Raw genomic sequence first — 22,062 nt, 5'->3', positions numbered from 1 at the left:
GTCGTGCCTGGTGGTGCGAGCTGACCGGAACAGCTTCCGTACGCCGACGGTGAGTTGCTTGAGTCATTCGACTGGCGCCGGTACGGGCAGTCCCGCGGTGGGCCATCCGGAGGGGGCCGGACCCGGCGCCCCGCGAACCGACCGTCCCCTCCGCCGCGGTCGGAACCGCGCGCGTCACCTGTCACAGATGCCGCCCATGCGCTGTCTTCCTTCTGCGGCAAGGTGTGTCGGCCCGGAGACGGCGAGCGTGCGACGGTGCGTCGCTTCCGACGCCGCGGGTCGGCCAGGTCGGTTCTCGAAGGGAGCGTCGCCTGTGGGTGAGGGGTCGGTGCGGAGCACGGCCGACGGGCTCGTCGGACGCGACCGCGAGTTGGAACTACTGCGGTCGTTCGTCGACGAGGCGGTCGGTGGCAGTGGTGGGGTGCTGCTGCTGTCGGGGGAACCAGGCGTCGGCAAGTCCGCTCTCCTGGACACCGCGGCGAAGACCGCGGCGGCGGCCGACGCGCTGGTGCTGCGCTCCGACGGGGTCGAGTTCCTGGTCGATCTCAGCTTCTCCGGCCTGGACCACATGCTCGAACCGTTGCACCACGAGCGCGACGGACTCGATGCGGCCCACCGTGAGGCGCTGATGGTGGCGTTGGGCACAGGCGAGGGCGCCCCGGTGGAGCGTCTGGTCGTCTACGGGGCGGCGCTCGCGTTGCTCCGCAGGGCCGCCCGGACCCGTCCGGTGCTGCTGATCGTCGACGATCTGCAATGGGTCGACCGGGCCAGCCTGGCGGCGCTGGCGTTCGTCGCACGGCGGCTCGCGGGCAGCCGGGTGGGCCTTCTCGCCGCCTCCCGACCGGGATTCGAAGGCTTCTTCGAACGGGCGGGGCTTCCGGAGGTCACGGTCCCGCCCCTGGACGACAGGGCAGCGGCCGGTCTGGTGCGCACCAGGTTCCCGCTGCTCGGCGCACGCGAGCTGCAGCGTGTCCTGGCGCAGGCCCAGGGCAATCCCCTGGCCCTGCTGGAACTGCCGGCGGCGCTCGGCGACGCGCGGTTCGGTGCCGGAGCCGTACTGCCCGAAGTCCTCCCGCTCAGCCGCCGTCTGCAGGACCTGTACGCATCCCGTGTCGCGGAGCTGCCGCCGCCCACCCGTCGGTTGCTGCTCCTGGCCGCACTTGAGGGCAGCGGGGATCTGCCGGTGCTGCGGGCCGTCACCCCTGGTGAGGACGTGCTGCACGTCCTCGCCCTGGCCGAGCGGGCCCAGCTGGTGCGCGTCGAGGACCGGGGCCTGGGGCGGTTGGCGTTCCACCATCCCCTGATCCGCGCGACGATCGTCTCGATCTCGACCGGCGGTCAGCGACTGGACGCTCATCGGGCCCTGGCCCAGGCGTTGACCGGCCAGCCCGATCGCCAGGCATGGCACCTCGCCGAAGCCACGCCGGACCCGGACGAGCATGTCGCGGCGCTCCTGGAGCAGACCGCCCATCGGGTCCGCCGGCGCGGTGACGCCGTCGGCGCGTTCAACGCGCTGATCCGGGCCGCCGACCTCACACCCGGCCCCGCGGACCGCAGCAGGCGCCTGGCCGAAGCCGCCTACGTGGGCTCCGACGTCGCCGGAGAGCTGCGCACGGCGGCGGAACTGCTGGTGGAGGCCCGGCGCGCCGACCCCGCCCTCAGAGGATCGCTGCAGGCCGCGGCCGCGGCCTCCCACGTGCTGCTCAATCGTGACGGTGATGTCAGCACCGCGCACCGGCTGCTCGTGGGTGCCATCACAACCCGCGAGGGCCGCTCCGACGGCGGTGACGACGAGGCGCTCTTCGAGGCGTTGTGCACCCTGCGCCGGGTGTGCCTGTGCGCCGGCAGGCCGGATTTCTGGGGCGCGTACCACGCCGCGAAGGCACAACTGACCGTGGGGCTGCCGGCGTTCCAGGAACTGATCGTCGATGTCTATGCCGACCCGGCACGCGCCACCGAGGAAGCCCTCACGGTGCTCGACGCGGCCATCCACGATCTCTACCAGGAAACCGACCCGACCCGGATCGGGCGGCTCGGGATGACGGCACTCTTCGTGGACCGGGCGGCGGGATGCCGCGCCGCCCTCTGGCGTGTCGTCGAGGACGGACGTGAGGGAGGCGCCGTCACGTCGGCGCTCTTCGCGCTGGTGGTGTTGTGTCTGGACGATCTCGTCACCGGCCAGTGGGACGAGTGCGGCCGCCTCGCCGCGGAAGGTCTCGCACTGTGCGAGGAACACGGTTACGACATGCTGGCCCAACAGTTCCACCGGGGCGTGGGACTGCTCGCCGCGGTCCGCGGCGACCAGGGCACGGTGCGCGGACTGGCACAGGGGATCACCGAGTGGGCCGCGCCCCGTGGCGCCCGGACCGTAGAGCAGTTCGCACACCACATGACAGCGCTGGCGGCCCTCGGCCGCCGCGACTACGAGGAGGCCTACCGGCACGCCGCGGCGATCAGCCCTCCGGGCGTGCTGGCCCAGCACGTTCCGATGGCGCTGTGGGTGGCCATGGACCTCGTGGAATCCGCCGTCCGCACCGGCCGCGGAGCAGAGGCACGGGCGCATGTCGCGGCGATGCGACAGACGGGCCTGCCCGCCATCTCCAGCCGCCTGGCCCTGATCACCGCCGGCTCAGCGGCCATGGCCGCCCCCGAGGACCAGGCCGCAGAGCTCTTCGACGAGGCCCTCGCCGTGCCGGGCGCCGAGCGCTGGCCCTTCGACCTCGCCCGCGTCCGCCTGGCCTGCGGTGAACACCTGCGCCGCGCACACACGGCCAAGGAAGCCCAGCCGCACCTGGACGCCGCTTTCGACACCTTCCGTCATCTCGGAGCCACCCCGTGGGCCGCGCGAGCGGCAGAGGAACTCCGGGCGACCGGCCGTAGGACCGGCTGGGTGCACCAGGATCTGCGAAGCAATCCGCTCACCCCGCAGGAACACCGGATCGCCACGCTCGCCGCCTCGGGAATGACCAACAAGCAGATCGGTGAGAAGCTCTTCCTCTCCCACCGAACGGTGGCGGCCCACCTGTACCGCATCTACCCGAAACTCGGCATCACCTCCCGTGTCACCCTGGGGGAGGCCCTTGCCTCGCTGCTGCCGCACCAGAAGCTCCAAGAGCTGCCCGGCGGACCGGAACGTGCCGCAGAGGCCCGTACATCTCGTCAGCGGGATGTCAGGGAAGACTCGTGAGCGCGTCCCGGAGTGCCGCTCGGGAGGCGATCCCGAGCTTCGGGAAGAGTTGGTAGAGGTGCGAGCCCACGGTACGGGGCGAGAGGAAGAGACGCTCCGCGATCTGCTTGTTGGTCAACCCGGAGGCGGCGAGGTGGGCGATCTCCAGTTCCTGCGGGGTGAGCGTCACGTCATCGGCCGTTGCCCTGGTCCGCCCCCGACGGATGGCCCGGAGTTCGCCCGTCGCCCGGGCGGCCCACGGCCTGGCGTCCAAACGCTCGAACACCTCTGACGCCGCGTCCAGTTGTTCTCGCGCTTCCGTGACCGAGCGCATGCGCCTGAGGCGTTGCCCGTAAGCCAGCCGGATCCGGGCCAGATCGAACGGTCGGCGCTCGGCTCCCGGGACGGCCAGGGCCTGTTCGAAACGTCCCGGCGCGTCGTCGTCGGACGCCACAAGCGCGGCCGAGCCCGCCACGAGCAGCGCCAGCCGGGGGGAGAGCGCGGCGACGCCGGACTCCTGGAGCGCACGGACGTGTGCCTCGGCCTCGGTGGCGCGCTGGGTGTGGACCGCCGCTTCTACGAGATCCATGCAGACCCACAGGGCGTGGGGGACATGGGACGCCAGGCGGCCGGCCGGACTGATCGCCGCAGCGTGGTGGTAGGCACCTTCGTAGTCGCCGTCACCGAGATCGGCGAGCACCCGGACATGATTGACGAACGCCACGACACCCAGAGCACCACGGGGCACTGCCCACCGGGTGATGCGATCGGCCAGGGCTCGGCTCGCCTCGAAACGCCCGTGGACTGCGGCGAGCAGAGCCCGGTTGTACTGGAAGTACCAGGAGCAGACCCGGTACGGGAGTTCCTCACAGATCCGCAAGCCTTCGTCGGACAGCCTCGCGGCCTCCTCCCACTCACCGGTCTGGAATTCGTGCAGGCACAGGTTCATGAGCGCATCGAGGTGCCTGCGGGCGGGGCCGCCCCGGCGCCCCTGGCGGACCACACGCCAGGAGGCCTCCCGCACATCCGCGAGCCGGTCCGCGTAGAGACACGCCGTGCCGGCGCGGGCGATCTGCCCCGGGTCCTCCTCGTCCCGGATCCCGGCAAGAATCGAATCGAGCTCCTTCAGGCCCGCCACCCCGGTCCGGGCCGGATCGCCGAACGTCTTGCCGCAGACGGAGAGCAGCGGGGGAGGGGCCGGCTTCAGGCGATCGAGCGCCGCGTGGAAGGGTTCCCACAGGGCGGCGCGGCCGCCGATGAAGCACACCGACTGCAGGGTGTACAGGGCCTCGATGAGAGCGTCGTCCCCGGCATCATGTCCGTGCGGGCCGGCCTCGATGGCGGCCACGAGCAGGCGGTGGGCCGAGTCGACGTCGCCGTCACCGCTGTTGAGCAGGAGGATCGCCGCGGTGGCGGCAGCGAGCGGAGAGCCTGAGAGATCTGGGCCCGCGCGCCGGGCACGGTCGAGGAGCTCGGAAGCCGCCCGCAGCTCACCGGTCGCGTCGGCATCGAGGTAGGCGGCCGCCGTCAGCCGGCGTACCCGGTCGGCCGGTCGAGGGCTCAGCTCGGCGGCCCTGGTCCAGGTCGCGACCGCTCCCGCGGTGTCACCGCGCCGGTCGAAGCGGTGCCCGGCCTCCTCAAGGAGGTCCGCGACCTGCTCGTCCGGCGCGAGGGTCGCCTCTCCGAGATGCCACGCTCGACGCTCGGGCTCCTCCGCACGGACCTCGGCGAGCCTGCGATGAGCCTGGCAGCGCTCGGTCAACGTGCAGGCCTCGACGACGGCAGCCCCGATCATCGGGTGAGGGAAGGTGACCCGGCGGTTCGCGCCGTCGACGGCGATCAGACCCTCGGATTCCGCCGCTTCCAGAGCACGCAGCCCCACCGTGTCTTCCGGCCCGATCCGCAGGACGCCCAGATCCCCGGTGCCGTCGAGCGCGAGGAGCAGCAGAAGCCGTTGCGATGCGGCGGGAAGACCGGACAGGCGCGAAGCGTAAAGCGTCTGGAGGCTTGGAGGGAGGGGCAGTACGGTCGGCAGATCGGCCGGCGCCCCGCGCTGCGGGCTGCTGAGCGCGGCGGGAAGCTCCAACAGCGCGAGGGGATTGCCCTGAGCCTGCGCGAGGACGTGGCGCCGTACGCGTGCGGTGAGACCCGGGAAGCGGGCGCCGATCAGTTCCGCCGCAGCGCTGTGATCCAGCGGCGGCACCTCGTACCGGGTGAGACCGGCTCCGTCGAAGAAGGTCCCGGCTCCCGACCTGGCGGCCGCGAGGAAACCGATACGGCTGCCCGCCAGCCGACGGGCGACGAAGGCCAGCACCGCCGAACTGGGCCGATCGAGCCAGGGCAGGTCGTCCACGACGACGAACACAGGGCGTTCGGTGGCCGCTCGGCGCAGCAGGGAGAACACCGCATGGGAGACGAGGAGCCTGTCGGGCACCGGATCTGAGTCGAACCCCAGTGCACCGCGCAGAACCACGTGGTGCGAGCTTCCGATGCCGTCGAACCGGTCGTGCAGAGGGAAGAGCAACTGGTGCAGACCGGCGTAGGCGAGGTCGGCCTCGAACTGGACGCCGGTGGCCGACAGCACCCGGGCCCCCGCCGTGGACATGGCCTTGGCGATCTCGCCCAGCATCACGGTCTTGCCCACACCCGGTTCCCCGCGGAGCAACAGCGCGCGCCCGCCTTCGCCCGTCCCCGTCCCGAGGAAGGCCGTGATCTCCCGCAGCTGCTGGGCACGCCCCACTACTGCAGGCGGCGTGTTGCCGTCGAAGAAGACCCTTCCACTGAATCGTCCGGGCGCGGCCGTACGCGGCACGGAGGGCGGCTGCAGCAGCGGCCACTGTGTCTGCGCCGCTTCATCGGGAGCCGGCGACGGCCCTGTCGTATGCGAGTGGAGCGGCATGGGCACTCCGTACGTTATCGGTGTCGGCGCCATCGAGCGGTGGTCATCCGGGTCCCACCGTGCCTGAGCAGGAAAGCGCTAACATCGGTCAGGTGACTGCATGATCCTGTTCCGTACGGTCTCCGGTAGGCGTACGGCTGATCCGCAGCCACCGTTTCCCTCGGGAACGGAGGACATGTGGTGGGCGACCGTCGGCCCGCGCCCTCCCGAGCGACTGATGTCCTGGTGGGACGGCGAGCAGAGCTGGCGCTGGAGCGCGCGTTCCTCGACCAGGCCGCGACCGGCGGGGGATCCCTGCTCCTGACCGGTGACGCCGGCGTCGGAAAGACCGCACTGCTGGATCGCGCCGCGGCGATGGCGCTGACCGCTGGGAGCCTGGTCCTGCGCGGTTGCGGCGTGGAGTTCGAGGCCGATGTCCCCTACTCCGGGCTCCACCAAGTCCTTCTTCCGCTGGAGGGAGAGCTGCGCTCGCTCGAACACGGGCCGCGCAGTGCGTTGACGGTGGCGCTGGGGGGCGATGCGGGAGCGGCCCCCGACCGGGCGCGGGTGTCCGGTGCGGTGCTCGCCCTGTTCCGTCGAGCCGCTGCCCGTCGGCCGTTGGTGGTGATCCTGGACGACGTCCAGTGGTTCGACCGGGCCAGCGCCGGTGCGCTGGGCTTTGTCTCCCGCCGCCTGTCCAACACCCGCATCGGGCTTCTCGCGGGGACGCGCCCGGGAACGGAGAGCCCCTTCGCCGGGGTCGGCCTTACCGAGCACGAACTTCGGCCGCTCGACGACGATACGGCGATGGATCTGCTGCGCATACGGTTCCCCGGGCTGCCACCTGGGAGCCGCGCACGCGTGGTCACCCAGGCGCAGGGCAACCCGCTGGCACTGCTGGAACTGGCGGGCGACGAGACGAGCCGTACGGGGTCCGCGACCGCATCGGTGTCACCGCCGGTCGGGCTGCCCACCGACCGGATCCAGACGCTCTTCGCGTCTCAGGTGAACGACCTCCCTGCCCGGACCTTCGGGCTGCTGCTCCGTGCGGCCCTGGACACCACCGGCGATCCCCGCATCCTGCAGTCCACCGGCGCTGAGGCGCTCGGCCGCGGCGATCTCGGTCCTGCTGCGGAGGCCGGGCTGATCCGCGTCGACGACAACTCCGGCCGGGTCGAGTTCGCCCATCCCCTGATCCGCTCCGCCGTGATGCGACGGTCCACCAGCGGCGAGCGGCGCGAGGCCCACAACGTCCTCGCCCACCTGCTGGCGGACCTGCCCGAGCGCCGGGCGTGGCACCTCGCGTCGGCGAGCGGCGAGCCCGACGAGCACGTGGCCTCCCTGCTGGACGAGGTCGCCCGGCGCGGGCTGCGGCGCGGCGAGGTCGGCGAAGCGATAGCGGCACTGTCGCGTGCCGCTGAACTGAGCCCGCGCGGCACCGACCGGAGTCGTCGGCTAGCCGAGGCCGCGTACATCGAGGCGGAGACGGGCGGAGAACTGCGCGGCACGCCGCGGCTGCTGGCCGCTGCCCACGCCGCCGATCCCGGGAACGTCCAGCCGCTGCACGCCGCGGTCGCCGCCTCGTACATGCTGCTCACCGGTGAAGGCGACGTCGACACGGCGCATCGTCTGCTGGTCAAAGCCCTTGATGCCGCGCCCGTTCGCGACGACGCGGACGGCGGCAGTGTGCTGAACGAGGCCCTCCGTACGCTGCTCATGGTGTGCTTCTTCGGTGGGCGAGCCGAACTGTGGGACTCCTTCCACTCAACCCTTGCCCGCTCCGAGTGCGACAGTCTCGTAACGCTGTGCGGAGCCACATTCTGCGATCCCGCCCGCGCCACGGCGGACGTGCTGCGACACCTCGACGACCTGATCGCTCGCAGCGCGGATGAACGCGATCCGAGTCGGATCGTCGGGCTGTCGATCGCCGGCCTCTTCGTCGACCGGCTTCCGGGCCTGCGTGACGCGCTTTGGCGGGTGGTGGACGACGGCAGGAAGGGAGGCGCCGTCGGCTCGTCCGTCAAAGCGCGGATGGTGCTCGGCATCGACGACTTCCTGTCCGGCCGGTGGGACCATGCGCAGCGGCTCTTCGACGAAGGCCTGAAGGCGTGCGACGACCACGGCTACCGGATCCTGGAGGTGCCGGGGAGGTGGGGGCAGGCGCTTCTCGCCGCAGCCCGCGGCGACTTCGACGCCGCCGCAGCCCTGACCGACGACATGACCCGCTGGGCCGCAGCCCGGGGCATCCGCGTGGCCCAGGTGCTCGCATGTCACGTCCGGACGCTGACGGCGCTGGGGCGGGGGGACTACGACGAGGCCTACCAGCAGGCCACCGGCATCAGCCCGGCGGGCGTTCTGGCCTCCCGCGTGCCGGTGGCACTGTGGGTTTCCATGGACCTCGTCGAGTCCGCGGTGCGCAGCAACCGTCACGTCGAGGCAGAAGCACACGTGGCGGCCATGCGGGAAGCCGGTGTCGCCTCCCTCTCCCCGAGGCTGGCACTACTCATGGCGGGTTCGGCGGCCATGGTCGCTTACCCCAGCACGGCCACCGCACGGTTCGAGGAAGCACTTGCGGTTCCCGGGGCGGGCCGCTGGGCCTTCGACCTGGCCCGCGTGCGGCTCGCGTACGGCGAACACCTCCGACGTTCCCGGGCCATCACCTCCGCGCGGACGCAACTCGACGCGGCACTCCACGACTTCCGGAGAATGGGTGCGCGCCCTTGGGCGACGAGGGCGGAGAACGAACTGCTCGCCACCGGCCGCACCAGGTCGCACGCGGGGGAGTTCGGACCGGCGGCACTCACCTCGAGGGAACGCGAGATCGCGCTGCTGGCCGCCTCCGGGCTGAGCAACAGGCAGATCGGGGAGCGGCTCCACCTGTCAGCCCGGACCGTCGGCGCCCACCTGCGTCATGTCTTCCAGAAGCTCGGCATCGCCTCCCGAGTCGCGCTGCGGGACGCGCTTGGCCCGCATCCCGCCCCGCCGGACGGAACGGGGGCCCGACGACAGCCTGCTCCCTGAGGGCGGAGCCCGGACGGTGGCCTCGCACCGGTCATTCGACTGGTGTACGCCGACGAGCCACTCGGCGTGGCGACGCGGGACAGCCGGGCGGACGGGCAGAAGCGCTGCTGGTCATTTGACTGATGACCACGCTTCCCCGCACGTCCAGGATCGTGTCATCCCTGACTCGCAGAGCGGAACACCAGGTGGACTCACCTGGCTGGTGTCCCCGAGTCTCCCCTGATCGCAACGGTTGACCGAGCGGTGATGTGATGAGCCAGCCTGACATTCTGACCGTGGTGGCGTGCCGGATGCTGGTCCGCCTGATCGTCGCCGAGGGCGTGGACCGGCCCGTGATGCTCGACCTGTTCTACGACAGCACCGATCCGTATGCGGTGTCCTTGACGTTCCACATGCACACCGATGACTCCGTCCGGTGGGTGCTGGGCCGCGACCTCCTCCTGAACGGCCAGCAGGAGCTCACCGGCGTGGGCGACGTCCAGGTCTGGCCGTCACGGAGCTCACCGGCGGGCAAGGTGTGCGTCGCACTGCGCCCGTGCGCGGAGCGGGAGGCGGTGGTCGTGACCGCCTCGGCACGGGCCCTGAACGCCTTCCTGCGCCGGACCCTCACGGTCGTGCCCGCGGGGACCGAGGAACGCCACCTGGACGTGGACGGAACAGTCCGCCGGCTCCTGGGCGATCCTGGCGAGCCGCACCGACAGGTGTGGCCGAGGGACGGAGACGGACCCGGCGCGGAAGGAGAATCGCCGTGACTGCCATGGACGTACGCGAACCGGTGAACGCAACGGCGATCCACCGGGTCGGCGGCCTCGCGCACCGCTGCCACGACTCCTCGCTGGAGGAGGCCGCGATCGATGCCCTGGCGCGCATGTTGTGCCGTGCCACGACGCCGACCGGTCCCGGCGCGCAGGAGCTGCTGGCACGCCTGTCGGACGACGACCTGAGCGCCTTGTACCTCAGCTGTGCCCTAAGGATCTGCGGCATGCGCGGACCCATATCGGACGCCCACTGTCACAACAGCGTGCGGTGCGCGGTCTCAGTGGTGACCGACAACATCCAGAGGGGATCATGCGCGAGATTCTGATCGCCGGCGGCGGCTACGCGGGCTTTTACACCGCATGGGGCCTGGAGAAGACGCTGCTTCCGGGCGAGGCACGGATCACGATCGTCGATCCGCGGCCGTACATGACCTATCAGCCCTTCCTGCCGGAGGTGACGGCCGGCTCGGTCGAGGCACGTCACTCCGCCGTGTCACTGCGCCGCACCCGGCTGATCGCGGGCACTGTGACCGAGATACGCAACGCGGACCGGACCGTCACCGTCCGGCCCGCGAACGGAGCCGACCGCGAGATTCGGTACGACATCCTCGTGGTCACGGCCGGCGCCGTGACCCGTACCTTCTCCATCCCCGGCCTCACACAGCAGGCGATCGGCCTGAAGCACGTGGAGGAGGCGGTGGCCATCTGCGACCGGCTGATGACCGCGTTCGACCAGGCGGCGTCCCTGCCACCGGGCCCCGAGCGGCAGAAGCTGCTCACCGTCACCTTCGTGGGGGGCGGATTCTCCGGTGTCGAAGGATTCGGCGAACTGCTGTCGCTGGCTACCGCGATGCTCAAGTCGTACCCGGAGCTGAGCCTCGACGACCTGTCCTTCCACCTGGTCGAGGCCCGAGGCCGCATCCTGCCCGAGGTAAGCGATGGGCCAGGTGCCTGGGTGGTGCGCTCACTGGAGCGCCGCGGCGCCCGGGTCCACCTGAACACGCAGGTGGAGTCTGTGCAGGAGGGGCGCGTGGTGCTCTCCGACGGTGAGGAGTTCGAGTCCGCTCTGATCGTCTGGACCGCGGGCAACGCCTCCAACCCGGTCGTGCACAACCACACCGATCTGCCGGTCGACAAGCGTGGCCTGCTGCTCGTCCGCCCCGATCTCCGCGTGGGCACCGACAGTGAGCCCGTGCCCGACGTGTCGGCAGCCGGAGACGACGCGACCGTCCCCGACCTTGCCTTTCCCGTACCGGGAGCGCGTACGGTGCCGAACGCCCAGCACGCGGTGCGGCAGGGCAGACTCCTCGCCAAGAACCTTGCGGCCCACCTGCGCGCAGGACGCGTCCGGAACTACCGCCACAGCAGTCTGGGAGTAGTGGCGACGCTGGGGCGCGGCATCTTCCAGTACAAGGGCATCGTCATCAAGGGGCTGCCCGCCTGGCTGATGCACCGGGGCTATCACGTCCTGGCTGTGCCCACCTGGGAGCGCAAGGTCCGCGTACCGGCCGCATGGATCACTGCCGCGCTGTTCGGACGGGACCTCGTCTCCCTCGCCTCCGTGCAGCACCTGCGGGAAGCCTTCGTCACGAGCGAGGAGGCACAGGGCTTCGGCGTGAGCCGGGCGAGTGAGGAGACGGCGGCATGAGCCTGTGGGGTTCTCGTTTCCACCGGGAACACGCCGTGGACCCGGGTACGGAGGCCGCACGCGGCCTGACCGACATCGAGAGCTTCCTGTACCGGGAGGCGCACGAGGATGCGGCACGTCGGCGCGCGGCGGATTTCACCGCACGCACACAAGGGCTGAGCCCGGAACAGAAACAGCGGATCGAACAGTGGTACGTCCACGAGCAGAAACACGTCGCCCGCATGGTGACCGATCACATCGCCGACCGCGTCGAGGCGCTGGAGGAGCAGCACCGCGCCCGACTCCGACATCGACGGCGGGCAGTCACTGTGATGGCCGGCGTCACCGCGATGCTCATCGTGACCGTGATCCTGGCAGCGTTGCGATGAACACGGTGTGTCACCTCGGAAAACCTGACGTGGGACAGGCCTCGGCCGTCCCACTCGACACGGATCTGTCACACTTACGGGACTGCCTCGGTCAATGAGAGAGATGGACCGGAGCAACGGAGGCCAATGACTCATGCATGTCGAACTGGACCCCGCGACAAACGATCTCGACCAGGCTGTTTCTGTCTTCGTACAGCACCGTCGGCGCCTTTTCGGGATCGCCTACCGCATGCTGGGCAGCGCGGTCGAGGCCGAAGACGTGGTCCAGGAGGTGTGGCTGCGTTGGCAGCGGACCGATCGCTCGGTCGTGGTCAACCCGGTCGCCTTCCTGTCGTGCACCACGACCCGCCTGGCCATCAATGTCTCGCAGTCCGCGCGCGTGCGCCGGGAAACCTACATAGGCCCATGGCTGCCGGAGCCGGTCGACACGAGCGCCGACCCCGAAGTCGGTGCGCAGCGCGCGGAGGCCCTGGAGCTGGCGCTGCTGCTGGTGCTGGAGAAACTGACCCCCACCGAGCGCGCGGCATACGTACTGCGTGAGGCGTTCGACTACACGTATCCCGAGATCGCCGAAATCCTCGAGCTCAGCATCGTCAACGTCCGGAAGATCGTGAGCCGCGCTCGTCAGCACCTGTCGGACGAGCAGCGGGAGAGTGTGGACGCCGCCGAGCACCGGCGCCTGCTCGACGCCTTCGTCGCAGCGGCACAAACGGGAGACGTGGCAGCTCTGGAGGCGCTGCTCATCCCCGATGCCGTCAGCCTGTCCGACGGCAACGGAATGCGGGCGTGCGCCCGTGTGCCTGTGCTGGGACGTGCCCGGGTGGCCGTGCTGTCGACCTACCGGCACCTCTGGCAGGACGCGGAAGCGGAGTTGATCGAGGCCAACGGCTCCACGGGTGTCCTGGTCCGCCGGGACGGCCGGCCCGTCGCCTTCATGACGGTGGCTGCGTCAAAGCAAGGCATCCACCAAGTGATGTGGTTGTTCAATCCGAGCAAGATCGCCGCGTTCCTCGGTTCGCGTTCCCGTTTCGCGGTCGCCCCCGTGCCGGTGGCGGAGAGCGTGTGACGGTGACAGTGCGACGTTCTCGGGCGCTCGACGCCGAGGACATGTCGCGGGTGACCGCCAATTTCCGTCAGTACGTCATGGGCTGGGGTGACGGAGATCCGTCCGAGGGCCATGTCGACTGCTACCGCAGCGGGCTCGCCCAACCCCAGTTCAACGGTGTCGTCCGGCTGCGGTCCCTGGACATGATCGGGCAGGTCCTCACGACAGCGCGGGCCCGCCTGGCGGGCGTTCCCTGGTGGTGGTGGGTGGGCCCGGACAGTCCCGAGGGCACCGGCGCGGCTCTCACCGCGCGCGGTGCGGTGGCGCTGACGGCCATGCCGCTCATGATCCGATGGCTCGACCGCCTCGTCGAACCGGGACGGGCGGTACCGGGGCTGGGGGTCGAGACGGTCAAAGGGCCGGGGCAGCTGAGGGAACTGGTCAACGTGTACAGCACTTCCATCGGTGTCACTCCCGGCCTGGAGCCCAATGTGGTGCGTATCGAGGCCGAGCGTGCGGACAACGCGGACATCGTCCGGCTCGCCGCCGTGCTGAACGGCCGCATGGTGGGGACGACAGTGGTCATCGCGACGCACGGCATTGCGGGGATCTTCCTGGTCCACGTCGCCGAAGCGCATCGTCGGCACGGCATCGGCGCAGCACTCACGACGGTCGCGTTGCGGATCGGACAGCAGCGCGGGATGAGCCTGGCCGCGTTCATAGCCAGCCCGGCCGGCGAACCGCTGTACCGAGGGCTCGGCTTTGAGCCGGTGTCCGAGTACCGGCTCTTCGGGCTGCCGGTCTGACTTGACCGCTGCTGATCCAACCCCATGGACGAGAGCGCGGCGAGACGGATCCAGAGCGAGCGGGCGCCGAGCGGCCTGTTCCCGCCTGCCGGGAGTTGGCAGCGCCCCTGAAGGCGGGGATCGCCCGGCGCGATCTCCGTCCCAATGCCGGGTGCACCCTGCGGAAGTAATCCCACTTCCTGCCCCGCGCCGGCACACGGGGAGTGCCGCCATCGCGCGATCTTCGCGGAGCCGTAGCCGGTCGGCAGAGACTGTGGAGCGTGGCCATAGCCCGCCGCGGGCCCAAAGCCCCAGTGAAGTCCCAGAGATGCCGACGCACCCTCCCCAAGCCGCCCAGTAGCAGGTCAGACGGGGTGTGGCGGCATCCACGTATCAAATGTCCCGGAAGATCTCGATCTGCGCCCCGATCGAGTTCAGTCGCTCGGCCAGATCCTCGTAACCGCGGTTGATGACATACACGTTGCGCAGGACCGACGTACCCTCGGCAGCCATCATCGCCAGCAGGACGACCACGGCGGGCCGCAGCGCCGGGGGACACATCATCTCGGCGGCGCGCCAGCGGGTGGGACCCTCGACGAGGACGCGGTGGGGGTCCAGCAACTGGAGGCGGCCGCCCAGGCGGTTGAGGTCGGTCAGGTAGATGGCGCGGTTGTCGTAGACCCAGTCGTGGATGAGGGTCTTGCCCGACGCGACGGCGGCGATCGCCGCGAAGAACGGGACGTTGTCGATGTTCAGTCCGGGGAAGGGCATGGGGTGGATCTTGTCGATCGGCGCCTCCAGCTTGGAGGGGCGGACCGTCAGGTCGACCAGGCGCGTACGGCCGTTGTCCGCGAAGTACTCGGGCGTACGGTCGTGGTCGAGGCCCATCTCCTCCAGGACCGCCAGCTCGATCTCCAGGAACTCGATGGGGACGCGACGCACCGTCAGTTCCGACTCCGTCACCACCGCGGCGGCCAGCAGGCTCATCGCCTCGACCGGGTCCTCGGAGGGGGAGTAGTCGACGTCCACGTCGATGTTCGGTACGCCGTGGACGGTGAGCGTCGTCGTGCCGATGCCCTCGACGCGGACGCCGAGCGCCTCCAGGAAGAAGCAGAGGTCCTGGACCATGTAGTTGGAGGAGGCGTTGCGGATGACGGTGACGCCGTCGTGCCGCGCGGCGGCCAGCAGCGCGTTCTCCGTGACCGTGTCGCCGCGCTCGGTCAGCACGATCGGGCGGTCGGGGCGGACGGCGCGGTCGACCACCGCGTGGTACTGGCCCTCCGTCGCCGCGACGTCCAGACCGAAGCGGCGCAGGGCGATCATGTGCGGCTCGATGGTCCGCGTGCCGAGGTCGCAGCCGCCGGCGTAGGGCAGCTTGAAGCGGTCCATGCGGTGCAGCAGCGGGCCGAGGAACATGATGATCGAGCGGGTGCGTACGGCGGCCTCCGCGTCGATCGCCGCCATGTTCAGCTCGGCCGGCGGCACGATCTCCAGGTCGACGCCGTCGTTGATCCAACGGGTGCGCACGCCGATGGAGTTGAGCACCTCCAGGAGGCGGTAGACCTCCTCGATGCGGGCGACCCGGCGCAGCACTGTGCGCCCCTTGTTGAGCAGCGAGGCGCACAGCAGGGCCACGCAGGCGTTCTTGCTGGTCTTGACATCGATGGAACCGGACAGTCGACGTCCGCCGACAACACGCAGATGCATCGGACCGGCGTAGCCGAGGGACACGATCTCGCTGTCCAGGGCCTCACCGATGCGGGCGATCATCTCAAGGCTGATGTTCTGGTTGCCGCGCTCGATGCGGTTGACGGCGCTCTGGGAGGTGCCGAGCGCCTCGGCCAGCTGCGTCTGTGTCCAGCCACGGTGTTGCCGGGCGTCACGGATGAGCTTGCCGATGCGTACGAGGTAATCGTCTGCCATGGGATTGAGGTTATCTCAGATATGAGATGGCACATTCCCAGGGGGGCCGTTCGGGTGACGGGCCGTCAACGCCGCCTGGCGGTACGCGTACGACGCCACCCGAAAGGTCCGGGCAAATCCATCGATGTCGTACGACGTCCAGAACTGCTGTGCGTGCGTCGCGGCCCGTGCCTGCCACCGGTGGTGATGGACCAGGAGTGCCGGTTGATGTTCAGCCGCACTCCGGGCAGGATCCGAAAGCTCTTGCGGAATGTGAGGGGCACGGATGCCTCCCTCCGAGGTCGGGTACGTACCTCTCGGTTACCCCGACTTGCCGAACTGATGGCAGCTCGTCACGGAGAGTCTGCTCAAACGCCGTCGGCGACCAGCCGGGCGACCTGCTGGGGGGAGAGCGGCGCGGTGTCGATGACCTCTGCCTCCCGACTGAGCCAGGGCAGCGCCTCGCGGTAGGCGGCGCGATGGTCGAGGCGCCACTGGCGGGCCTGCGGGAACTGGGTGTTGGTCGCGTCGTCCGTCTCGATCCGCCGGGTGAGCGTGTCCGGGTCGGAGTGGAGCACGAAGTGGTGGACCGGGATGCCCTCCTTCTCCAGGCCGGTGCGGATCTCGGTCCAGTACCGCTCGACGAGAACCGTCTGCGGCACGACGAGCGTCCCGCCCAGGTAGCCGAGCAGTTGCGCGGCCGTCTCCACCACCAGGTGGCGCCACGGCGGCCAGTGCTGGAAGTCGCCCAGTGGGGGGAGCTTCTCGACGTGCTGCAGCATGTAGCCGACTTGTTCGGCGTCGAAGACCGTCGCATCCGGCACGAGGCCGACCAACTCACCGGCGGTGGTCGTCTTGCCCGCGCCGAAGGTTCCGTTCAGCCAGATGATCACCCGGTGAGCCTAGTGGGGTGGACCCGACGTGGTGGGGGATGACCTGAAAAGGCCGGTCCGACGCCCGTGGCGTCGAACCGGCCTTCAGTGGTCCCTCCCGGCGGGTCAGTCCGTGCCGGACTCCATCGCCGCGCGGTCCAGCAGCGCGTCCTCCTCGGAGACCTCGCCGCGGGAGGCGATCGCCTCGGCGCCGCCCTCGGGGAGTTCCGGCATGGTGCCGATCAGGCCGGTGGCGGCGGCCTGGGAGGCGCCGATGGTGGGGCTGCCGGTGCCGATCAGGCCGAGGCCCGCGTACTGCTCCAGCTTGGCGCGCGAGTCGGCGATGTCGAGGTTGCGCATGGTGAGCTGGCCGATCCGGTCGACCGGGCCGAAGGCGGAGTCCTCGGTGCGCTCCATGGAGAGCTTGTCCGGGTGGTACGAGAACGCCGGGCCCGTGGTGTCGAGGATCGAGTAGTCCTCGCCACGCCGCAGGCGCAGGGTGACCTCGCCCGTGATGGCCGCGCCGACCCAGCGCTGGAGCGACTCACGGATCATCAGCGCCTGCGGGTCCAGCCAGCGGCCCTCGTACATCAGACGGCCGAGACGCCGGCCCTCGTTGTGGTACTGGGCGAGGGTGTCCTCGTTGTGGATCGCGTTCACGAGGCGCTCGTACGCCGCGTGCAGCAGGGCCATGCCGGGCGCCTCGTAGATGCCGCGGCTCTTGGCCTCGATGATCCGGTTCTCGATCTGGTCCGACATGCCGAGGCCGTGCCGGCCGCCGATGGCGTTGGCCTCCATCACCAGGTCGACGGCGGAGGCGAACTCCTTGCCGTTGACGGTGACCGGCCGGCCCTGCTCGAAGCCGATCGTCACGTCCTCGGCGGCGATCTCGACCGACGGGTCCCAGAACCGGACGCCCATGATCGGCTCGACCGTCTCGACGCCGGTGTCCAGGTGCTCCAGGGTCTTGGCCTCGTGGGTGGCGCCCCAGATGTTGGCGTCGGTGGAGTACGCCTTCTCCGTGGCGTCCCGGTAGGGCAGGCCGTGGGCGACCAGCCACTCCGACATCTCCTTGCGGCCGCCGAGCTCGGTCACGAAGTTCGCGTCCAGCCACGGCTTGTAGATCCGCAGGTGCGGGTTGGCGAGCAGCCCGTAGCGGTAGAACCGCTCGATGTCGTTGCCCTTGTAGGTCGAGCCGTCGCCCCAGATCTGGACGTTGTCCTCGAGCATCGCCCGCACCAGCAGCGTGCCGGTGACGGCACGGCCCAGCGGCGTGGTGTTGAAGTACGCCCGCCCGCCGGAACGGATGTGGAACGCGCCGCACGTCAGCGCGGCCAGGCCCTCCTCGACCAGCGCCGCGCGGCAGTCGACCAGGCGCGCGACCTCGGCGCCGTAGGTCTTGGCGCGGCCGGGCACCGAGGCGATGTCGGGCTCGTCGTACTGGCCGATGTCGGCGGTGTAGGTGCACGGGACGGCGCCCTTGTCGCGCATCCAGGCGACCGCGACCGAGGTGTCGAGACCGCCCGAGAAGGCGATGCCGACGCGCTCGCCGGTGGGCAGGGAGGTGAGGACCTTGGACATAGGAAGAGTATGCATGAAGACGCATGGTCATGCAAAGAGTGCATGTCGAAGCCCCGGGACATGACCATCCCGGCCCCATGTACTAGAGTTATCTCGACATCGAGATATCTGCCGAGGCGTACCGCAGTCGCCCACCTGGTAAGGCATACCTAACTTAGCCTTACCTTAGCGGATCGGCCAAGACGGTGTGGCGGCAGGATGCGGTGGTAAGCGCACAGAAATGAAGGAGACTGTCGTGTCGGCGAACAGCTTCGACGCCCGCAGCACGCTGAGCGTGGGCGACGAGTCGTACGAGATCTTCCGGCTGGACAAGGTCGAGGGCGCCGCGCGCCTCCCTTACAGCCTGAAGGTGCTGCTGGAGAACCTCCTCCGCACCGAGGACGGCGCGAACATCACCGCCGACCACATCCGCGCCCTCGGCGGCTGGGACTCCCAGGCCCAGCCGTCGCAGGAGATCCAGTTCACGCCGGCCCGCGTGATCATGCAGGACTTCACCGGCGTGCCCTGTGTCGTCGACCTCGCCACCATGCGTGAGGCCGTCAAGGCCCTCGGCGGCGACCCGGCCAAGGTCAACCCGCTGTCGCCGGCCGAGATGGTCATCGACCACTCCGTCATCGCCGACAAGTTCGGCACGTCGGACGCCTTCAAGCAGAACGTCGACCTGGAGTACGGCCGCAACAAGGAGCGCTACCAGTTCCTGCGGTGGGGCCAGACCGCCTTCGACGACTTCAAGGTCGTCCCGCCGGGCACCGGCATCGTCCACCAGGTGAACATCGAGCACCTGGCCCGCACGGTCATGGTCCGCAATGGCCAGGCCTACCCCGACACCCTCGTCGGCACCGACTCGCACACCACCATGGTCAACGGCCTCGGCGTCCTCGGCTGGGGCGTCGGCGGCATCGAGGCCGAGGCCGCGATGCTCGGCCAGCCGGTCTCCATGCTCATCCCGCGCGTCGTCGGCTTCAAGCTGACCGGTGAGCTCACGCCGGGCACCACCGCCACCGACCTCGTGCTGACCATCACCGAGATGCTCCGCAAGCACGGTGTCGTCGGCAAGTTCGTCGAGTTCTACGGCGAGGGCGTCGCCGCCACCTCGCTCGCCAACCGCGCCACCATCGGCAACATGTCGCCGGAGTTCGGCTCCACCGCCGCGATCTTCCCGATCGACGCCGAGACCATCAACTACCTGAAGCTGACCGGCCGCTCCGAGCAGCAGCTCGCGCTCGTCGAGGCGTACGCCAAGGAGCAGGGCCTCTGGCTGGACCCGAAGGCCGAGCCGGACTTCTCCGAGAAGCTGGAGCTCGACCTCTCCACGGTCGTCCCCTCCATCGCCGGCCCGAAGCGCCCGCAGGACCGCATCGTCCTCGCGAACGCCGCCGAGCAGTTCAAGCAGGACGTCCGCAACTACGTCGACTCCGTCGACGAGGCGGGCCAGGAGTCCTTCCCGGCCTCCGACGCCCCGGCCGTCGCCCCGAACGGCGCCCCGTCCAACCCGGTCACCGTGACCGCCCCCGACGGCTCGACGTACGAGATCGACCACGGTGCGGTGACGGTCGCCGCCATCACCTCCTGCACCAACACCTCCAACCCGTACGTCATGGTCGCCGCCGCGCTCGTCGCGAAGAAGGCCGTGGAGAAGGGCCTGACCCGCAAGCCGTGGGTCAAGACCACCCTCGCCCCGGGTTCGAAGGTCGTCACCGACTACTTCGACAAGGCGGGCCTGACCCCGTACCTCGACAAGGTCGGCTTCAACCTCGTCGGCTACGGCTGCACCACCTGCATCGGCAACTCCGGCCCGCTGCCGGAGGAGGTCTCCAAGGCCGTCAACGACCACGACCTCGCGGTCACCTCGGTCCTCTCCGGCAACCGGAACTTCGAGGGCCGGATCAACCCCGACGTCAAGATGAACTACCTGGCCTCCCCGCCGCTGGTCGTCGCGTACGCCCTCGCGGGCTCCATGAAGGTGGACATCACGCGCGACGCCCTGGGCGCCGACCAGGACGGCAACCCGGTCTTCCTGAAGGACATCTGGCCCTCCGAGGCCGAGGTCAACGACGTCGTCGCCAACGCCATCGGCGAGGACATGTTCTCCAAGTCGTACGAGGACGTGTTCGCCGGTGACGCCCAGTGGCAGGCGCTGTCGATCCCGACCGGCGACACCTTCGAGTGGGACGCCGAGTCGACCTACGTCCGCAAGCCCCCGTACTTCGAGGGCATGACGATGGAGACCACCCCGGTCTCCGACATCTCCGGCGCCCGCGTCCTCGCCAAGCTCGGCGACTCGGTCACCACCGACCACATCTCGCCCGCCGGCGCCATCAAGGCCGACACCCCGGCCGGCAAGTACCTCACCGAGCACGGTGTGGAGCGTCGTGACTTCAACTCCTACGGCTCCCGCCGAGGCAACCACGAGGTCATGATCCGCGGCACGTTCGCCAACATCCGCCTGCGCAACCAGATCGCGCCGGGCACCGAGGGCGGCTACACCCGCGACTTCACGCAGGAGGGCGGCCCGGTCTCCTTCATCTACGACGCGTCGCAGAACTACCAGGCCGCCGGCACCCCGCTGGTCATCCTGGGCGGCAAGGAGTACGGCTCCGGCTCGTCCCGCGACTGGGCCGCCAAGGGCACCGCGCTCCTCGGCGTCAAGGCCGTCATCACCGAGTCGTACGAGCGCATCCACCGCTCGAACCTCATCGGCATGGGCGTCCTGCCGCTCCAGTTCCCGGCCGGCCAGTCGGCCGACTCGCTCGGCCTGACCGGCGAGGAGACCTTCTCCATCACCGGCGTGACCGAGCTGAACAACGGCACCACCCCGAGCACGGTCAAGGTCACCACCGACACGGGCGTCGAGTTCGACGCGGTCGTCCGCATCGACACCCCCGGTGAGGCCGACTACTACCGCAACGGCGGCATCATGCACTACGTGCTGCGCCAACTTGCCGGTTCTTGACCTGATGTGAACGAGCGCCCTGCCCCTGCATCTCGCGCGGGGGGGGCGGGGCACTCGCGCTCGGCGGTGCGGAAGACGCCGCCTGTGACCATGGTCGCAGGCGATCTGTTCCCGGAGCGGAGCTGCGCATCCTACGACGACGAAGAACCCCGCACCTGGTACCAGGTGCGGGGTTCTTCTGTCCTTGCGAGCGTGGGGCGAACGAGCGCCGCCGGACGATGTGCTGCAGCTGCGTGTCGTCGCCGCCGCTCAGCCGGAGGATCGCGACGATGCGATCGACCTGCTCCGAACCTGCACCTGCCACCGGTTACGCCCCTGCGCGGCAGGTGATCGTCTTGTTCCGCTCTCTCGGCGCCAGCAGCCCGGTCAGGTATTCGCGCGAAACCCTCGCCGGTGGGCCAGGCTGAAGAAGAGGTCGTCGAACCGGGCCGCGTAGTCCTCCAGCGGTCCCGGCGCGGGCGGACACGGACGGCGAGCGGTCATCTTCAGCCTCCAGGAAGGCAGTTGACTCCTATCACCGGCCTACGGCCAACCCGACCTGTCGTCAGCCCACGCCACCACCGGATTTAACGAACCACCGGTACCTCAGCCTGCTCACTGGGCCGGCCGGTGCAGGGGCGGCACCGCGACATCTGCTGATGACAGCACTCACGGGTTCGGCCGCATTCGCCTGCTCCGGGAGCAGGTGACTGCGAGGACCAGGGTCGACGGCCCCGGCCGCCTTGGAGTTCTGGTCTCCGCGGGACCTCCGCTCACTGACAGCCGCGCCCCGTTTTCCGTCTGGGCACGTCACGGTCGCGTACGCGGCGTGCCAGCCACGGTCACCCCCGAAGCGTACGGATCCGAGGTCGGTGAAGAGCGGTTCCTGGGCGTGCGCCGGGGCCTCTCTGCCCGACATCGACATCGACATCGACGTGGAGTCTGTCAGTCGGCTGGAGTGCTACGACACGATCTTCGAGCGGTTCGGCAAGGAGCGGGTCGCGGTCACCGCGACGCCCGAGACCTACCGGGCGCGCCGGGCCCTGCGGTTCTCTGTCAAGTTCAGCGTGTTGAGGACCAAGCGCCGAACTTCCCGTTCTGGCACT

Annotated in this window: 14 protein-coding genes and 1 pseudogene; 10 read left to right on the top strand and 5 right to left on the bottom strand. The window is 69.8% G+C overall.

The window, feature by feature from the left end:
- The first annotated feature begins 313 nt into the window (after window positions 1-313).
- Window positions 314-3,187 (top strand): AAA family ATPase, encoded by a 2,874-nt coding sequence (locus ACFZBP_RS05020; protein ID WP_391410013.1) that lies wholly within the window; start codon window positions 314-316, stop codon window positions 3,185-3,187.
- Here ACFZBP_RS05020 and ACFZBP_RS05015 read toward each other — a convergent pair.
- Window positions 3,171-6,065, bottom strand: coding sequence for an AAA family ATPase (locus tag ACFZBP_RS05015; RefSeq protein ID WP_391410011.1), 2,895 nt, complete (start codon window positions 6,063-6,065; stop codon window positions 3,171-3,173). The two genes, ACFZBP_RS05020 and ACFZBP_RS05015, sit on opposite strands and share 17 nt — an antisense overlap.
- A gap of 225 nt (window positions 6,066-6,290) precedes the next feature.
- Here ACFZBP_RS05015 and ACFZBP_RS05010 point away from each other — a divergent pair, with 225 nt between their 5' ends.
- From ACFZBP_RS05010 to ACFZBP_RS04980, 7 genes are all read left to right on the top strand, one after another.
- Window positions 6,291-9,065: an AAA family ATPase gene (locus ACFZBP_RS05010; protein WP_391410009.1), complete on the top strand. Its 2,775-nt coding sequence runs from the start codon at window positions 6,291-6,293 to the stop codon at window positions 9,063-9,065.
- 251 nt (window positions 9,066-9,316) lie between these two features.
- On the top strand, window positions 9,317-9,817 hold the full coding sequence (locus tag ACFZBP_RS05005) for an SsgA family sporulation/cell division regulator (protein ID WP_391410007.1): 501 nt from the start codon (window positions 9,317-9,319) through the stop codon (window positions 9,815-9,817).
- Window positions 9,814-10,149 carry a hypothetical protein gene (locus ACFZBP_RS05000; RefSeq protein WP_391410005.1) on the top strand — a complete coding sequence of 112 codons (336 nt, stop codon included), beginning with the start codon at window positions 9,814-9,816 and terminating at the stop codon, window positions 10,147-10,149. Before ACFZBP_RS05005 ends, ACFZBP_RS05000 begins: the two co-directional genes overlap by 4 nt.
- Entirely contained in the window at window positions 10,134-11,471 is a 1,338-nt protein-coding gene (locus tag ACFZBP_RS04995) for an FAD-dependent oxidoreductase (protein WP_391410003.1), read from the top strand. The genes ACFZBP_RS05000 and ACFZBP_RS04995 overlap by 16 nt, the downstream gene beginning before the upstream one ends.
- Window positions 11,468-11,839, top strand: a complete 372-nt coding sequence (locus ACFZBP_RS04990) for a hypothetical protein (RefSeq protein WP_391410002.1) — start codon at window positions 11,468-11,470, stop codon at window positions 11,837-11,839. The genes ACFZBP_RS04995 and ACFZBP_RS04990 overlap by 4 nt, the downstream gene beginning before the upstream one ends.
- 133 nt (window positions 11,840-11,972) lie before the next feature.
- Window positions 11,973-12,905 (top strand): RNA polymerase sigma-70 factor, encoded by a 933-nt coding sequence (locus tag ACFZBP_RS04985; protein WP_391410000.1) that lies wholly within the window; start codon window positions 11,973-11,975, stop codon window positions 12,903-12,905.
- Window positions 12,902-13,690, top strand: coding sequence for a GNAT family N-acetyltransferase (locus ACFZBP_RS04980; protein WP_391409998.1), 789 nt, complete (start codon window positions 12,902-12,904; stop codon window positions 13,688-13,690). Before ACFZBP_RS04985 ends, ACFZBP_RS04980 begins: the two co-directional genes overlap by 4 nt.
- A 372-nt stretch (window positions 13,691-14,062) precedes the next feature.
- Here ACFZBP_RS04980 and ACFZBP_RS04975 read toward each other — a convergent pair whose 3' ends face one another.
- The 4 genes from ACFZBP_RS04975 to argG form a co-directional block, all read right to left on the bottom strand.
- The gene (locus ACFZBP_RS04975) at window positions 14,063-15,592 is read right to left on the bottom strand and encodes a helix-turn-helix domain-containing protein (protein ID WP_383456538.1); all 1,530 of its coding nucleotides are present in this window, start codon (window positions 15,590-15,592) and stop codon (window positions 14,063-14,065) included.
- Window positions 15,593-15,657: 65 nt separating this feature from the next.
- Window positions 15,658-15,855, bottom strand: coding sequence for a DUF4236 domain-containing protein (locus tag ACFZBP_RS04970; RefSeq protein WP_383456536.1), 198 nt, complete (start codon window positions 15,853-15,855; stop codon window positions 15,658-15,660).
- Window positions 15,856-15,939: 84 nt separating this feature from the next.
- On the bottom strand, window positions 15,940-16,464 hold the full coding sequence (locus tag ACFZBP_RS04965; protein ID WP_383456534.1) for an AAA family ATPase: 525 nt from the start codon (window positions 16,462-16,464) through the stop codon (window positions 15,940-15,942).
- Window positions 16,465-16,569: 105 nt separating this feature from the next.
- A complete protein-coding gene (gene argG / locus ACFZBP_RS04960; protein ID WP_383456854.1) occupies window positions 16,570-18,024 on the bottom strand; it encodes an argininosuccinate synthase in 1,455 nt (484 codons plus the stop codon).
- A 235-nt stretch (window positions 18,025-18,259) separates the two neighbouring features.
- Here argG and acnA point away from each other — a divergent pair, with 235 nt between their 5' ends.
- Window positions 18,260-20,977 (top strand): aconitate hydratase AcnA, encoded by a 2,718-nt coding sequence (acnA, locus tag ACFZBP_RS04955; protein ID WP_383456532.1) that lies wholly within the window; start codon window positions 18,260-18,262, stop codon window positions 20,975-20,977.
- An 856-nt stretch (window positions 20,978-21,833) separates the two neighbouring features.
- Window positions 21,834-22,002, top strand: a pseudogene (locus ACFZBP_RS04950) (hypothetical protein); the annotation flags it as partial.
- Window positions 22,003-22,062 lie beyond the last annotated feature (60 nt).

The organism is Streptomyces sp. NPDC008086, from assembly GCF_042957325.1.
Classification (GTDB): Bacteria; Actinomycetota; Actinomycetes; order Streptomycetales; family Streptomycetaceae; genus Streptomyces.
This window is presented reverse-complemented; position numbering and strand designations above follow the sequence as displayed.

Excerpts from the sequence above, each read along its gene's own strand:
- ACFZBP_RS04975 (WP_383456538.1), bottom strand. The coding sequence starts at position 15,592 with ATGGCAGACGATTACCTCGTACGCATCGGCAAGCTCATCCGTGACGCC.
- ACFZBP_RS05015 (WP_391410011.1), bottom strand. The coding sequence starts at position 6,065 with ATGCCGCTCCACTCGCATACGACAGGGCCGTCGCCGGCTCCCGATGAA.
- ACFZBP_RS04990 (WP_391410002.1), top strand. The coding sequence starts at position 11,468 with ATGAGCCTGTGGGGTTCTCGTTTCCACCGGGAACACGCCGTGGACCCG.
- ACFZBP_RS05005 (WP_391410007.1), top strand. The coding sequence starts at position 9,317 with ATGAGCCAGCCTGACATTCTGACCGTGGTGGCGTGCCGGATGCTGGTC.
- ACFZBP_RS04995 (WP_391410003.1), top strand. The coding sequence starts at position 10,134 with ATGCGCGAGATTCTGATCGCCGGCGGCGGCTACGCGGGCTTTTACACC.
- ACFZBP_RS04985 (WP_391410000.1), top strand. The coding sequence starts at position 11,973 with ATGCATGTCGAACTGGACCCCGCGACAAACGATCTCGACCAGGCTGTT.
- argG (WP_383456854.1), bottom strand. The coding sequence starts at position 18,024 with ATGTCCAAGGTCCTCACCTCCCTGCCCACCGGCGAGCGCGTCGGCATC.